12 protein-coding genes, 1 CRISPR repeat array and 1 riboswitch are annotated in these 14,639 nt (G+C 54.6%); of the genes, 8 read left to right on the plus strand and 4 right to left on the minus strand.

All coding sequences use genetic code 11. The features are described 5' to 3' along the window. The first annotated feature begins 10 nt into the window (after positions 1-10). Positions 11-459: a CRISPR direct-repeat array (repeat unit 28 nt; unit sequence GTTCGCCGCCGCGCAGGCGGCTTAGAAA). 176 nt (positions 460-635) lie between these two features. The 4 genes from NP590_RS15590 to NP590_RS15605 all read left to right on the plus strand — a co-directional run bounded on the left by NP590_RS15590 (position 636) and on the right by NP590_RS15605 (position 3,382). Then, the gene (locus NP590_RS15590; RefSeq protein ID WP_256603544.1) at positions 636-1,421 is read left to right on the plus strand and encodes a dienelactone hydrolase family protein; all 786 of its coding nucleotides are present in this window, start codon (positions 636-638) and stop codon (positions 1,419-1,421) included. Between the two features lie 205 nt (positions 1,422-1,626). Next, positions 1,627-1,995, plus strand: coding sequence for a DUF4186 domain-containing protein (locus NP590_RS15595; protein WP_256603545.1), 369 nt, complete (start codon positions 1,627-1,629; stop codon positions 1,993-1,995). A gap of 68 nt (positions 1,996-2,063) precedes the next feature. Beyond that, positions 2,064-2,666: a carbonic anhydrase gene (locus NP590_RS15600; protein WP_256603546.1), complete on the plus strand. Its 603-nt coding sequence runs from the start codon at positions 2,064-2,066 to the stop codon at positions 2,664-2,666. 302 nt (positions 2,667-2,968) lie between these two features. Further along, on the plus strand, positions 2,969-3,382 hold the full coding sequence (locus NP590_RS15605) for a hypothetical protein (RefSeq protein WP_256603547.1): 414 nt from the start codon (positions 2,969-2,971) through the stop codon (positions 3,380-3,382). Between the two features lie 54 nt (positions 3,383-3,436). Here the strand turns inward: NP590_RS15605 and NP590_RS15610 are convergent, their stop codons facing one another. After that, on the minus strand, positions 3,437-4,099 hold the full coding sequence (locus NP590_RS15610) for a class I SAM-dependent methyltransferase (protein WP_256603548.1): 663 nt from the start codon (positions 4,097-4,099) through the stop codon (positions 3,437-3,439). Between the two features lie 259 nt (positions 4,100-4,358). On the opposite strand from NP590_RS15610, the gene NP590_RS15615 reads away from it, so the two are divergent. The 4 genes from NP590_RS15615 (at position 4,359) to NP590_RS15630 (ending at position 10,266) form a co-directional block, all read left to right on the plus strand. Next, entirely contained in the window at positions 4,359-4,937 is a 579-nt protein-coding gene (locus tag NP590_RS15615) for a beta-class carbonic anhydrase (RefSeq protein ID WP_256603549.1), read from the plus strand. A gap of 150 nt (positions 4,938-5,087) precedes the next feature. Next, positions 5,088-5,174, plus strand: a riboswitch (cyclic di-GMP riboswitch). Positions 5,175-5,421: 247 nt separating this feature from the next. Next, complete coding sequence (locus NP590_RS15620) at positions 5,422-6,534, plus strand: SGNH/GDSL hydrolase family protein (RefSeq protein ID WP_256603550.1); 1,113 nt, start codon at positions 5,422-5,424, stop codon at positions 6,532-6,534. Positions 6,535-7,190: 656 nt separating this feature from the next. Next, positions 7,191-8,948 (plus strand): bifunctional alpha/beta hydrolase/class I SAM-dependent methyltransferase, encoded by a 1,758-nt coding sequence (locus NP590_RS15625; protein ID WP_256603551.1) that lies wholly within the window; start codon positions 7,191-7,193, stop codon positions 8,946-8,948. Next, a complete protein-coding gene (locus NP590_RS15630) occupies positions 8,941-10,266 on the plus strand; it encodes a phosphatase PAP2/dual specificity phosphatase family protein (RefSeq protein ID WP_256603552.1) in 1,326 nt (441 codons plus the stop codon). Before NP590_RS15625 ends, NP590_RS15630 begins: the two co-directional genes overlap by 8 nt. Before the next feature lie 19 nt (positions 10,267-10,285). Here the strand turns inward: NP590_RS15630 and NP590_RS15635 are convergent, their stop codons facing one another. From NP590_RS15635 to NP590_RS15645, 3 genes are all read right to left on the minus strand, one after another. Then, positions 10,286-11,206 carry a phosphatidate cytidylyltransferase gene (locus tag NP590_RS15635; protein ID WP_256603553.1) on the minus strand — a complete coding sequence of 307 codons (921 nt, stop codon included), beginning with the start codon at positions 11,204-11,206 and terminating at the stop codon, positions 10,286-10,288. A gap of 82 nt (positions 11,207-11,288) precedes the next feature. Beyond that, positions 11,289-11,549 (minus strand): hypothetical protein, encoded by a 261-nt coding sequence (locus NP590_RS15640; RefSeq protein ID WP_256603555.1) that lies wholly within the window; start codon positions 11,547-11,549, stop codon positions 11,289-11,291. 11 nt (positions 11,550-11,560) lie between these two features. Then, positions 11,561-14,083, minus strand: a complete 2,523-nt coding sequence (locus tag NP590_RS15645; protein WP_256603556.1) for an AMP-binding protein — start codon at positions 14,081-14,083, stop codon at positions 11,561-11,563. Positions 14,084-14,639: the final 556 nt, after the last annotated feature.

Genomic DNA, 14,639 nt, shown 5'->3' on the forward strand with positions numbered 1-14,639 from the left:
TATATCCGGCGTTCGCCGCCGCGCAGGCGGCTTAGAAAACTACCCCTAGTTACACTAAAGTTCTTGATTGGTTCGCCGCCGCGCAGGCGGCTTAGAAATAGCGAAAATATGCTATTTAATCCAGCCGCCAGTTCGCCGCCGCGCAGGCGGCTTAGAAATTATTATTGATAAACCGCTGAAGACGATCAGCGTTCGCCGCCGCGCAGGCGGCTTAGAAATCGCAGCATCGGTTGGTAAACCTTCACCGACCGTTCGCCGCCGCGCAGGCGGCTTAGAAACTTGCTAATCAAGGCTTGGAAGTTGGCCTAACGTTCGCCGCCGCGCAGGCGGCTTAGAAACAAACGGGGGGCACGTTGATGTACCGCGCGAAAGTTCGCCGCCGCGCAGGCGGCTTAGAAAATGGCCAGCAACAATGCTGTTGTCGCCACCTAGTTCGCCGCCGCGCGGGCGGCTTAAAAATTCCCGCCGCATGACATTTTACCGGGTTGATGAAGGCGGCATGCCAAGCTTATCCTTACGCCAAGCGTTAAGCTTATGTATTATGCCCGCTGTGCGGGAAGTCGTGCGGCCGTCAGCATTCTGGCCGCCGGTGTCGGTCATCCTTTTAGATTTTTAGACAAGCATTTGGAGTTGTCATGAAACTGGTTCTGTTATTGATTTCTTTTCTGGTCAGTCCGGCGTTGCTGGCGGCGTTGCATGAAGAAAACGTCGAATACCGGGCCGGCGATACGGTCATGAAGGGTTATCTGGCTTGGGACGATGCCAAGGGCGCCAAGCAGCCGGGCGTGCTGGTGGTACACGAGTGGTGGGGCTTGAACGATTACGCCCGCCAACGGGCCCGCATGCTGGCGGAACTGGGTTATACCGCGCTGGCGGTGGACATGTACGGCGATGGCAGGCACAGCGAACACGGCAAGGATGCGGCGGCTTTCATGAATGCGGTAACGGCCAAGGCCGGATTGGCGCAACAGCGTTTTGAGGCGGCCAGGGAATTGCTGGTTGGCAGGCCCAATGTGGACGCGGCAAAAATTGCCGCCATAGGCTACTGTTTCGGCGGCGCGACGGTTTTGAACATGGCTCGACAGGGCTTGGATTTAGCCGCCGTGGTCAGTTTTCACGGTAATCTGGTCACCGAAACCCCGGCCCAACCCGGTAAGGTCAAAGCCAGGGTTTTGGTGTTGAACGGGGCGGCGGATAGCTTTGTCAGCCCCGAAAGCATAGATGCATTCAAGCGGGAAATGACGGGGGCCGGCGCGAATTACCGTTTCGTCGACTATCCGGGTGTGATCCACGGCTTTACCAATCCGGATGCCGACCGGTTGGGCAAGGCCAACGGTTTGGCGGTTGCCTACGATGCGGAAGCCGACCGGAAATCCTGGGCGGCGATGCGTGAGTTGTTTGACGAGGTATTCAAACCTTGAGGATTTCGATATAGATAACCTCCCGCTTCGAAAAAGGCGGATCGCTAGGGATTGTTAAAAAGTCTCCAGCGTCTCTTGTTCAAAGGGGGGCTTTTACGACAGCCTCCGGAGGGAGAAGGGACTGATCGGCTTTTACGATAGCCTCTTGAGGGAAGGGGAACAAAATGCGAAAGTTATTGCGGACGGAATTCCAAGCGAATTTGACATGAGAGATTTGGAGCAACTGTTCGCCGCGCTGGGTAAGTCGGCTTTTCGCGGTAAATTTCATTTGCGGGCCGGGGATATGCAATATCTGCGTGCCAAGGGCCTGCCGACCATGCGCCGGCACGCGCGGGATTTCGTCGGCAAACGTCTGGCGCCGGCGCTGATTCCCAACGACGGCAAGCAGACTCCTTATCGCGGCCATCCGGTGTTTGTTGCGCAACATGCCACCGCCTGCTGTTGCCGGAGCTGTCTGCACAAATGGCACGGCATAGAGCAGGGCAGAATGTTGACCGAGCAAGAGCAACACTATATTGTCGAGGTATTGCTGCGTTGGTTTCAGCGGGAAATGCGCGGGTTGGCCGATTCGTAGTTGTTTGAGCCGCTTTTTGGAGTTTTTTCGGCGGGCTGGGTTTGTCCATAACAATCAGGAGGTCGCATATGCATCGATACAAAGCACCAGATCCGGGTTTCAGGCATGCGCCGCCGCGTAAGCATGTACTTTTGCTGAGCTGCATGGATCAGCGCCTGCTTGATGACACGGTGTCGTTTATGAATGGCTATAATTTGGCAAACCGATACGATCAAGTGATTTTTGCTGGCACCGCGCTCGGTGTGATGCACCTTGATAGCCCGCCGGCAAATTCAGCGTGGAACGACGTGTTTTTCCATCACCTCCAGGTAGCCATTGACGTGCTGGGGCGCAAAATCAAGGATATTTTTATTCTTGAGCATCGCGACTGCGGAGCCTATAAACATTTTCATCCCAGTCATAATGACTATTATGGCGATGATCCGTGCGGGCAGAACCTTGAAAGGGATCACCATTGCGAGCAGGCGTTTTTGCTGGCAAACAAAATCCGCGAGTATTGCCTTGTACAACAAGGCCAAGCGAAAAAGGCCATGGCGGATGCCACGTGCGAGGTTTATCGCCTCAAAGCCGAAGAGCGTTTGAAGGCGTGGAAAGATATTCATGTGAAGTGTTTTTTGATGGATTTGGAAGGCAAGGTCGAGCACCTTTCCGAAGCTCATTGGAAGCCATAGCGGGACGCGGAAAGGCGGCGAGGTGGCGTCGCGCATCCCGCGCGGCAAGACCAAACGGAATCGTCCGCGGCGTGATTCGATGCTCGGCTTGGCTTTATGTTAGCCGCAGACCCATAAATCAGCGATTAAGATAGAGAATTGGGTGTCGGCAATGTTGCACTGGCTTACGTGTCAATCCCAAGCTTCGACGTAGGGCTCGGCATGGCTATATCGGTAAGGCAGGTTATCAGAATGTATAGGCGCTTTGAGAGAAGCTTCTTCGTTACCGCCAACGCCTTGGCTTGTGCGCCAAGGCAAACGGTATGAGTTCGCTCAAGGACATCGCTCGGTTCAAGTCGGCGCTGTTCAGTCCGTTATTGCCGGAGCATTGTCAGGTCAATCCCGAGGTGTATGGCGCGGAATTGGCGTTTTGGTTGTGTAGCGAACTCGCGCGCCGTGGCATTGCTACCAGCTATCCCAACTCGGAAGATTGGGGTTGGTTCATCGAGTTTCTGCCTGGTAGCGGTGCAGAATTTGCCGTGCACTGTTGCAATGTGGAAGGCAGGCGCGACGAATGGCTGCTGTCCTTGCGCCGTCACGCCCGAAAGATGTTCGGACGGGACAAACCTCCCTTTGCAGAGGCGGCAACTCTGGTAGAAGGCATACGGGAACTGCTCGTTGGTAGCCCCGGCATTGCCGAACTTGAATGGTTGTATCGGGGCGAAGATGCGGCTTGACTTGGAATTCCACGGGCTCCGGCCGTTACCGCCGGTGTCGGTCCGGAAAAGTTCCTAGCGTTTTAATGCCAGTGTCAAACCGTCGGCCACCGGCAATAAGCTGATGCCGACCCTGGAATCGGCGTGTATTTTTGCATTTAGGGCCCGGATGGCCGCCGTATCCTCGTCGTCAAATGTCGGATCGGCCACTTGGCCGTTCCACAGCACGTTGTCCAGCATCAGCAAGCCGCCTCGGCGCAGCAGGCCTAGGGCCCGTTCGTAATAGCCGTCGTAATTGGCTTTGTCGGCATCGATAAAGGCCATGTCGTAGCTGGCGGCCAGTCCCTCGGCCAGCAGATTGTCCAGCGTATCCAAGGCCGGCCCCACGCGCAGGTCGATTTTGCGGCTGACGCCGGCCAGTTCCCAGTAACGCTGGGCCACGTCGGTGTGTGTTTTGCTGATGTCGCAGGCGGTGAGCTTGCCGTCCTCCGGTAGCGCCAGCGCCAGGCTGGTGGAGCTGTAGCCGGTAAATACGCCGATCTCCAAAATCTTGCGCGCGCCGGTCAGTTCGACCAGCAAGGCCATGAATTGGCCCTGTTCCGGGGCGATTTGCATGTTGGCCAGCGGATGGGCGGCGGTCTCCGCGCGCAGTTGCCGCAAGGCGGCGGGTTCTCGCAAGGAGTTGGTCAGTAGATAATCGTAAATATTGTCGGTGATCAAAGTGCGTTTAGTGGACATGGGCAAGGATATTTTTTGGGGTTAAGGACGGCGGAGACTGACCGGTAATGATAAAAGCATAGCGCCAAATGACTAAACCGGTCCACGCGGTTTGCTTGGAATCGGGGGAGTTTTTAAACCAATGGTTTATATTTTATAAACTAAACAATGTCTTTAAACCGTTGGGCGGCCTGTATACAATCGGTGGTGGAGATAGTAATCCCTACAATTACCGGCTTCGATGCGTCGAGCCGGGTTTTTTCGCACACCGAGGTTCATTATGAGCAAAATTCTAAACGAAGTACTGCTGGCTAACCGCGATTACGTTGCCGGTTTCGATAAAGGCGGTCTGGCGATGCCGCCCGCCCGCCAATTCGCTATCCTCACCTGCATGGATGCCCGCCTGGACCCGGCCAAATACGCCGGCTTGTCGGAAGGCGACGCCCATGTTATCCGCAACGCCGGCGGCCGCGCCAGCGACGACGCCATCCGCTCGCTGGTAATTTCCTACAAATTGTTGGGCACCAGGGAATGGTTCGTCATTCACCACACCGATTGCGGCATGGAAACATTCACCAACGAGATTATGGGCGACCTGCTCGCCAGCAGCCTGGAAACCGCCAGCGTCGATGCCTCGGGCTGGCATGACCACGGTGCCGGACCCGGTTCCACCGACGGCAAATTCATCAATTGGTTGACCATCAAAAATCAGGCCGAAAGCGTATTGGAAGACGTCCGCCGCATCAAGGGCCATCCGCTGGTACCGTCCAACATACCGGTGTACGGCTATGTCTACGACGTTAAAACCGGCGGTCTGATCGAAATACCGGAAGCCAGCGCGGCGGGACGCGCGGGTTAATTCAAGCTATAAAACCGGCAACCGGATCGGCGGCCCTTAAGCCCGGGGCTGCCGATTCCGGGTTGGCTAAATCTCGCGTAACGCTAGCGGTTATGCATAAAAATTGACAAAAACCCTCGGTTGAAACCCTAAAACTAATATGCTATATATCGACTTAACAGCTAAATCTATCGGAAGGTAGATGCGGAAAGTCGCGGATCCCGAATAAATGAGATTCAGGAAAGCCGGATCGCCGAATATGACGTCGTTAATGTCAAATCGGTGGTCCGGCTTTTTTTGTGTTCAATCACTTGCATCGGTTTACCATCGAATTGGCAATGCTGCGATGAAATACAAAAAAATCCGGGCTGAATTTGGCCGCTTAAGTACCATCATGCCGGTGGTGAGCTGTTCGACTGGCTTGCTCGGGACGGGATTACATCTCGCCCGCAACAATGAAGTCAGTTGTCTGAAATAAAATTACAATCGAGATATGGAGGTGGTTATGCGAGTAATCAATAAAACCAGCACGATTAAAATTTGTATGCTGGCATTGAGCTTGGTTTGTTCGTCAGCGGCTTTCGCCCAAAAATCCGCTTTTGATCGGCTGGTGGTGTTTGGTAGCAGTTTAAGCGATTCGGGGAACGCATTTGTGCTGATTAATAACCCAAGTGAGTTTGGCTTGGAGGATTGTCCTCTGGGTACGCCGTTGAATGTGCCGCCCTACGATCAAATGGATAAACTGTATTTAACGGATGATTTGTATGTTGAATTACTGGTTCCGGACGGGGTTTACGCCAGAGGCGGGCACCATGTCACAAACGGCGCTACCTGGATCGAGCAATATGCGCTCGGCCAGGGCTTGTCGGGAACCGTTAGACCCGCTCTAAGAAATCCGGGACTCCGAGCCAGCAATTACGCGGTAGGCGGCGCCAGAGCCCGTTTAGTGACAGACGAAACTCCGGTCGACGATGTGATCCGTTGCCGGTTCAACTTGTCCGATCAGGTTTCCGCGTATTTAACGGATTATCAAATAGATGCCGCTACCAATCCAATTTCCGCCAATACCTTGTTTGTAATCGAAATTGGCGGTAACGATGTCAGGGATGCTTTAAACGCGGCAAATCCTTCAGCCGTTCTTGGCGCGGCAATTGGCAATATTTCACAGACAATGCAAACGTTATACGGTTTTGGGGCGCGGAATTTTCTGTTGATGAATGTGCCGAACATAGGCATTACACCGACGGTAAGATTGCTGGATGGAATTCTTACGCCTCCACCCACACCGCTGGAGTTCACTGTTGCCTATAACGCCAATCTGTTGGCTGTGGGATTTAATACTGCACTGGGGCAGGTTCAGGAGGGGTTGTCAGCGTTGCCGGGTATCCATATCAGAACGCTAAATTTATATGGTTTGCTGGAGGAAATCGTCTTGGATCAAGAAAACAATGCCTCAAACCTATTCGGTATCACCAACGTGACCGATGCCTGCATTAACCCCAATAAACCACCATTTACCTGTAAAAAGCCGGACACCTACCTATTCTGGGACGGTATACACCCGACCAAAGCGGTTCACGGCTGGATAGCGCAAAGAGCGATTGCGGTTTTGCAATAAATTCTACTGCGCAAAAAGGTTGCTTTACTATCTGAGTAAAAAATTTTTCAAAATCCCCAGCGGATTTCAGGGGGTATATTAGCCGATGTGGTTAATTCCAGACTAAGTCTGATCTACACCATATTACAGTCTTTCTTTTCATCGTAGAGAGTAATGATTTGGATGTTCAACTTGGAAAAGCACCTCGCTGTCTGAGCACCTCGGTGTCGATTTAGCCAAGCGACCTCATTCAATGTCGTTGCTTGGGGCGAGGTCGGATGGACTCACGAAAAAAGGTCATTCGTAAAGAATTCCAAATATTCGTCGACGGGCTGGATAACCTGGGAAAACGAATCGACTTTCACGTAGGAACTTTATGTAATTTGCAATATGAATGGATTAATTCTTCTTTGTCAGATTCTTAAAGGAATTCGTCATTCCGGCAGGGATTGCCGGAATCCAGGCGCCATGGATGGACCGAAGCCTGCCATCCATGGCGCTGGATGCCCGCTTCCAAGCGGGCATGACGGCGGTTTTTTAAATGTGACAAAGAATTAAGTTCGGCCATTAGGCTGGTCAGTAAGGATACAGCTCAAAATAACTTCCCTATTTGCTAGGGGCGGAATCCTAAGTTAGATAAACGCGTATTTAATCAACGTCCACTACAGGGGGATTACATGCCAAAAACCAAACGTCCCGTAGAAGAAAAAACCTTCACCACCCACGATGGCCTCGCCTTGTTTTATCGCCATTGGCCTGCGCTAGAGGAGTCCAAAGGCGCTATCGTGTTGGTTCACCGCGGCCATGAACACTCCGGACGCATGGCCCATCTGGCCGAAGAACTTGAGTTACCGGAGTTTGCCTTTTTTGCCTGGGACGCACGCGGTTACGGGCGTTCTCCCGGCGTGCGCGGCTATAGTCCAAGTCTGGGTACATCGGTACGCGATATACAAACCTTCATCGACCATATCGCCGAGACCTATCGCTTTGCCGTCGAAAATATCGCGATTGTTGCGCAGAGTGTCGGCGCCGTAGTTGCCGCAGGTTGGGTACACGATTACGCGCCGAAGATCCGCTGCATGGTACTGGCATCGCCGGCGTTCGACGTGAAGCTTTATGTGCCTCTCGCCAAACCGTTTTTGAGGTTGATGCTGAAGCTGCGCGGTAATTTTTTCGTCAACAGCTACGTCAAAGCCAAGTTCTTGACTCACGATCCTGAACGAATTGCCAGTTACAACAGCGACCCGCTGATTACCCGGCCGATTTCGGCCAACATCTTACTGGAGTTGTATTCGACCTCGGAACGTATCGTCGCCGATGCCGAAGCCATTCACGTTCCCACGCAGTTGCTGGTTTCCGGCGACGATTGGGTCGTTAGGCCATTGCCGCAATACGAATTTCTGGCTCGAATCGACTCAAAAACCAAATCGTTGTATTTTCTGCCGGGATTCTTCCACGATACCTTCGGTGAAATCGACCGGGCATTGCCGATCAGCAAATGCCGTTCATTCATCAAAGATAATTTCGCTCGCGCTCGCCAAAATCCCCATCTGCTGAACGCCCACCACGACGGATACACGCAACGCGAAGCGGCGGCGTTGGCGGCGCCGTTGCCGGCCCATTCCTGGCGCTTACTCTATTGGAATCTGACTCGAGCACTGTTGAAATTATGCGGCTATCTCTCGGACGGTATCCGCCTGGGCCACCAAACCGGATTCGATTCCGGCGGCACCCTGGATTATGTCTACCGCAACCAGCCGTCCGGAACCACCCCGCTCGGCCGCATAATCGACTGGTTTTATTTAAACTCCATCGGCTGGCGCGGCATACGCCAGCGCAAGGTAAATATCGAAGAATTGCTGCAAAAAGCGCTGGCATTGTTGAGTCGGAACAATCAAGCAATACGCATCGTCGATATTGCTGCCGGCCATGGCCGATACGTATTGGAAGCATTAACCGCAAGCGAGATACAGGCGGACTCGATCCTGCTGCGCGATTATTCCGACATCAATGTCGAGGCAGGTAACGCCCTGATACGCGAGAAAAATTTACAACACATCGCGCGTTTCGAGATCGGCGACGCCTTCGACAAAGACGGTCTGGCGGCTCTAACACCAAAGCCGACGCTGGCTATCGTTTCCGGTCTGTACGAATTGTTTTCGGACAACGCTTTGATTCGGCGTTCGCTGGCCGGTTTGGCGGAAGCCGTGCCTCCGGGCGGTTATCTGATCTATACCTGCCAACCCTGGCATCCGCAACTGGAATTCATTGCTCGCGCCCTAACCAGCCACCGCAAAGGCGCGGCATGGGTCATGCGCAGACGGACGCAAATGGAAATGGACCAATTGGTGGAAGCCGCCGGCTTCAGCAAATTGGAACAACGGATCGACGACTGGGGGATTTTCACGGTCGCTTTAGCGCGGCGTAATGCCTGAAAATACGGCCGAGTCGGTCGCCAGCCGCCGCCCTTGGCGGCGCGGCCTGCTCTGGCTGGGGTTTCTCGGCCCGTTTTTTTTCGCCAGTTACGGTTTAAGCAATTGGCTGGCCGCCCGGCGCGACGACGTGGGATCCATCGTCTTTAACTGGGAATACCAAATACCTTTCCTGCCTTGGTCGATTCTGCCGTATTGGTCTATCGACCTGTTCTACGGGCTGTCTTTTGTGGTGGCGGGTAACCGTCAAGAACTGGACGCGCACGCCAAACGCCTGCTATTCGCGCAATTGGTTTCCTGTATCTGTTTCATCGCCTTTCCGCTGAAATTCAGTTTCGATCGCCCGCAAACCAGCGGTATTCCCGGTTGGTTGTTCGACGTATTGTTGGGTTTCGACAAACCGTTCAACCAAGCGCCTTCATTGCACATCAGCCTGCTGGTCATTCTGTGGACATTTTATGCCCGATATTTGTCGGGCATCCGGCTTTGGTTGCTCCGCGCCATTGCGATAGCGATCGGTTTGTCGGTACTGACAACCTACCAACATCACTTTATCGACATTCCTACCGGCGCTTTGGTCGGTTGCATCGCGGTCATGCTGTTTCCGTTGACGCCTCAAACCGGGCTAAAACAACGCGATCCGGCGCGATTCCGCATCGGCCTGTACTACTTCGCCGGCAGCCTGGCACTTGCCGCGACGGCTTGGACGCTGGCCGGCGCCTGGCTTTGGCTAATGTGGCCCGGATGCGCCTTGGCGGCGATGGCCGGTATTTATTGGCTGGGGAACGCTGCGCTGTTCCGCAACATTGGCGGACACATGGATGATGCGGTCAAGGTGCTGCTGGCGCCCTATTTGATTGGCGCATGGCTGAATTCACGCTTGTGGACTTACAGAAATCCGGCGCCGAGCGAAATTACCCCGGATCTATGGCTGTCCCGCTGCCCTTCGTCCGCTGACATACGGCAATTCAAACTCCAAGCGCTAGTTTCTTGCTGTCCGGAAATCGCGATCGATGCCGGAAAGGCACCGATTTACTCGATAGCGATGTTGGATTTGCTGGCACCGGAAATCCAGCAAATTGAGCAAGGCGTTGCGGCAATCGACGCAGCCGGACGCCATGGCAAAACCTTACTGTTTTGCGCCTTGGGTTATTCGCGCAGCGCCACCGTTGCCGTAGCGTGGCTGTTGGCCCATGGCCTGGCCGATTCGATCGATTCGGCGGTGGCCCGATTGCGCGGCGCACGTCCGGGGTTAGTCGTATCGCCCAAACATATCCGGCAATTGGAGTCCTGGCAGGCATGGCGGGAGTCGGCTCGTTAAAAGCCATGGCCGAACTGCCCTACAGCATTAGGCGCAAAAAATAGTAACTGAGCGGCGCCACCAGAATCAGACTGTCGATCCGGTCCAGCAAGCCGCCGAAGCCGGGCAGCCAACTGCCGGCGTCCTTGACTCCGGCTTCGCGTTTGATCGCCGACTCGAACAAATCGCCCCACACCGAACCGACCGCAATCAGCGGCGGCAAACCGATCAACAGAAGCCAGTAAAGGTGCTCCGGCAGCGCAAAGCTCATCAGCCCGGTACCGAGGTAGGCGCCGAGCAGGTTGCCGCCCACGCCTTCCCAGGTCTTGTTCGGGCTCAATGCCGTCAGTTTGTGTTTCCCGAACAGCGAACCGACCGCAAACGCCATGTTGTCGCTGAGCGCCACCGCCGCGCCAATCACCAGCAATACCCCGTCGCCGCCGGGAATATAGCGGCCGATCAACACCAGATGCGCCAACAGCCAGGCGATGTAAGCCCAACCGAACGACGACAAGGCCAATTGGTGGATGCCGGCGCTGACCGCCTGAAACGCCAGCGGTTGCGCCACGGCGACCAGCAACAACAACGGCGCCAGCAGATAAAACCCGTCCAGCGAGGCCAAGCCGACCGGCACCGCGGTAATGCCCATGATTTTCAATACCCACCGGTAATGGCTGACCAAGCCGACCATCTCGGCATATTCGCGCAAACCCTGCCAGGTCATGCCCAGCACTAGGATGCCGACCGCCAGCGGGCCGCCGAATACCGCGCCCAGATAAATCGGCGCGATGATGGCCCAGGTGCGCCATTTCAGGAACAAACCCTGGCGCAACAAGGCGCGGCCGTGCTTGCGCAGTACCCACAGAATCAATAGCAGCGACAGGCCCAGCAACAGCCCGATACGCTCGGCGGCGGGCGCGAAGAATGGGTTTAATATTGGATTAGTGACGAGCTCGGACAAAATTGCCTCTCATAAAACCAGTGTTCTGACCCATTGCTGCAAGCATTAACAGGCAAATACCGCCTAGCGCATTAACCGTAGTTCAATAACCCAAAATTTCATGGCCATCCGCGCCGAATCCGGCCTCAACCAAAATCAGCTGATCCGCTACCCGGTCCGGGGTTTCGTTGCATAGGGCGCCGACCAGCGAATCCTTGGTCCATTCGACAGCCACCATGCCGGTCAGAGAAATCGCATTGGCCGAATTATTGGCTTGTGCCAGCGGGCGAACCAATAATTCGGACCAGCCCAACTCCCTGGCGGCTAGATGGCGACGGTTGAAGTTACGGTGGACTTGGTTCATGCCAGTGCTTCCTATGCGTGGGAAAGACTGAGTTGTTGCTCGGCAATCAGGTTCGCCAAACAGGCGTGCAAGAAGTCCGTCGCTTGCTGTTTATCCATATTGGCGGCGATATGAATCGCCGCCCCGAAGTGAACCCGCACCGGACTGCGTACGGGCCAGTTTGTACCTTTCGGCAGGATTTTGTGGCCGCCGGAGATCGCAACCGGAATTACCGGCACCCCAAGCTCGGTCGCCAGATAACCGATACCGGGCTTGAACCGCAACAACTGGCCGTCGGGCGAACGTGTGCCTTCCGGGTAAATTAATAGGGACCAACCGTTGTCTATCAGTTCGCCGCAATGCTCCAGGCTGCCGCGTATCGAGCCGTCGCGACTGAACGCAAAGGCGTTGATCGATAAGCTTAGCAGGCCGGCAATCAGTTTTTTACTGAAAAAATAGTCGGCGGCCGCCGCGATACACAAGCGGCGGCGAACCGTCCAGGGCATCGCCCGTAAAATCGACAGAGTATCGACGTGGCTGGCGTGATTGGCGATGAACATGACCGGGAACCGCGCCTGCGTTAGATGCTCCAGGCCTTTGATTTCGAACGAGCTAGTGACCAGCCCTTGCAGTACCGGCAATAAAACGCCCTGGATCTGTCCGCGCAAAGCCACGGCAAGCTCGGACAACGGCCACCTCGGAAAGCGCATCTTTTTCGCCGTGCGTTCGCTACGACCAAGCAAAGCTTTCAGCTCGCCGACTTCACGGATTGCAATCAGCTCGGCGTCATCGCAAATAATGCCGAGCTGCGCTTCGATCAAGCCGGCCAGTTCGACCCGAGTCAGCGAATCGCAGCCCAAATCCAGCACCAAATCGGTTTGGTCATTGATGGATTTAATGTCCACCCGGCAGACATTCGCCAGCAATTGTTCGATGCTTGCCGAGCGAGTGCGAATCGTGACCGTATCGGCAACAGCATCCTGAGTAGATTCGGTATCGACAAACCGGGATTTGACTTTCCAGCGCTGAATTTTCAGCAAGGGCGTGCGTGGAAAATCGCCCGTCCAATACCGAATGTCGGAAATCCGTTGATGCGGCGCCAGCGCCGCGTTCGCATTGCGCACCGCTTCCTGGGCGCGGCGCTGCCGCTCTTCTTCCGGCATCGGTTCGGGAAAACACAGGATCGCGGCAATACATTGCCGGCCATGGCGGTCGAGCAGATCGGTGACCATGCAGGCACCGATGCCGGGCTGTTTGCCCAGTTCCAGTTCGATGTCTTCCGGAAATACATTCAAACCGTTGGCCAGCACGATCATATCTTTACTTCGGCCCTTGATATACAACTCGCCGCGCGCGCCAAACGCGCCCAAATCGCCGGTGCGGTATCCTTCCGCATCACTAAAAACCTGCCGCGTCGCTGCCGGATTTTGCCAATAGCCGCGGCTGACGTTGGGGCCGCGCACCAGGATTTCGTCCTGTTCCGACAAGGTCACCGTGACGCCGGCCACCGGCCAGCCGACCGATCCCGCTATCCTGTCGTCATAGCGATTAACCGAAATCACCGGCGCGCATTCGGTGGTACCGTAACCTTGAATCACCCGCACGCCGAGCAATTCCCAATGCCGCTCCAAATTGACCGGCAACGACGCGCCGCCGCTGACGAAGAACACCGGTGTGCCGGCCATCGCCGGAAACAGACCCTGCGCCAGTACCCGCCGCCAGGCGAACGGCAAGCGCTCGGCAAACCGCCGCCACAGCCGCCACCGCGTCTGTCCACCGCTTTCGACAATCTGGTTTTCCAATGCATGCCAGATCATCTCCAACATCTGCGGCACCGCGATGACGCCGTCGATGCACTTGGCCTCCAGCTTGCGCATTACAACTTCGGACTGAAAATTACCGGAAAAATAAATCGTCGCTCCCAGCAGCAAGGGCGCAAATAAACCCGCCGTCTGCTCGAACAGGTGCGACAGCGGCAGTAGCGACAGAAACCGCAGCGAGCGTTGTTTGGGGTAAATGTCTTGAATAGCGTTGACGCTACTGAGAATGTTGCGATGACTGAGTACCACGCCTTTCGGGTTGCTGGTGGTTCCTGAGGTGAAGACGATTTCGGCTATGTCGTCCGGCTGCGGTCGATAGTTAAAATCCGCGTGTGCCGATGGAGTATCGGCTAAAGCAGCTACGGATAACTGCGGTAAGGCGTCGAATCCAGGGAGTTGGTCATTACCCAGCATGGCTCCGGCTTGGGTGGATTCGGCTACGCGGGTGATAAAGTCAATGGATAAATGCGGGTCAATCGGCACCACTACAATGCCAGCTTTGAAACAGGCAAAATATGCGGCCACCAATTGCGGATTGGGTCGGCCACGCAGCAGTAGGCAGGTGCCTGGGCGAAAATCGTACCCGTAAACCAATTGCTCGGCCATTCGGTCCGCGACCTGATTTAGGTGGCGATAACTCCAACGTTCATCGCGCAGTTGAATCCTCTCAACCAAGGCAATGCGTTCCGGAAAGACAACGGCCGCTTGTTGAAGTAGGGCATAAATATTTTTCAAAATTGATATTGTATCCAGAAAAATGTATTTAATAACAATAACTTAACGATTGAAATGAAAAATCAACTTTTTCCCGAATTTCGGCTGTCGATGTTCGTTTTTCCATGGTGGAGGGCAGCTTACATTCATATTTCATGTATGACTAGATGCCCCATATCAAGTCCAGGACAATATCTAGAATCTTACAACATTCACTTTTGGCCGAAGACAGCAGTGTACCCGTAACACGAAGCCGACGAGATGTTTACTATTTGGCTGTATTTGACGGACAGCCGCGGGTCGTCAGCTGGCCTTTTCAGTTTCAAATAACGGCCGCTTAGAGCGAACGATTGCAGCTGACTAAACCGCTGAGCACGATACATTTCAATATTGGCGGCTCAAAAAGTCGGGGGGTAAAGTGAGCTTGATGTGCGAGATCAAAAATGACATAAAGCCTCAACATCAACGGATCATTTTTCGAAAAATTACGACTTCCGACATGGGGTCTAATATTAATGGTCTTCGAATAGTGGCATGAAATGCCCGTTGCGGTTTGAATCGCTCCCCTTTCGGATAG

Origin of the sequence: Methylomonas subterranea (genome assembly GCF_024505185.1) — a bacterium.
Classification (GTDB): Bacteria; Pseudomonadota; Gammaproteobacteria; order Methylococcales; family Methylomonadaceae; genus Methylomonas; species Methylomonas subterranea.

Bases quoted from the DNA above. Each gene is read 5' to 3' on its own strand.
- NP590_RS15590 (WP_256603544.1), top strand. From the start codon at position 636: ATGAAACTGGTTCTGTTATTGATTTCTTTTCTGGTCAGTCCGGCGTTG.
- NP590_RS15605 (WP_256603547.1), top strand. From the start codon at position 2,969: ATGAGTTCGCTCAAGGACATCGCTCGGTTCAAGTCGGCGCTGTTCAGT.
- NP590_RS15630 (WP_256603552.1), top strand. From the start codon at position 8,941: ATGCCTGAAAATACGGCCGAGTCGGTCGCCAGCCGCCGCCCTTGGCGG.
- NP590_RS15610 (WP_256603548.1), bottom strand. From the start codon at position 4,099: ATGTCCACTAAACGCACTTTGATCACCGACAATATTTACGATTATCTA.
- NP590_RS15615 (WP_256603549.1), top strand. From the start codon at position 4,359: ATGAGCAAAATTCTAAACGAAGTACTGCTGGCTAACCGCGATTACGTT.
- NP590_RS15620 (WP_256603550.1), top strand. From the start codon at position 5,422: ATGCGAGTAATCAATAAAACCAGCACGATTAAAATTTGTATGCTGGCA.
- NP590_RS15640 (WP_256603555.1), bottom strand. From the start codon at position 11,549: ATGAACCAAGTCCACCGTAACTTCAACCGTCGCCATCTAGCCGCCAGG.
- NP590_RS15595 (WP_256603545.1), top strand. From the start codon at position 1,627: ATGAGAGATTTGGAGCAACTGTTCGCCGCGCTGGGTAAGTCGGCTTTT.
- NP590_RS15625 (WP_256603551.1), top strand. From the start codon at position 7,191: ATGCCAAAAACCAAACGTCCCGTAGAAGAAAAAACCTTCACCACCCAC.
- NP590_RS15600 (WP_256603546.1), top strand. From the start codon at position 2,064: ATGCATCGATACAAAGCACCAGATCCGGGTTTCAGGCATGCGCCGCCG.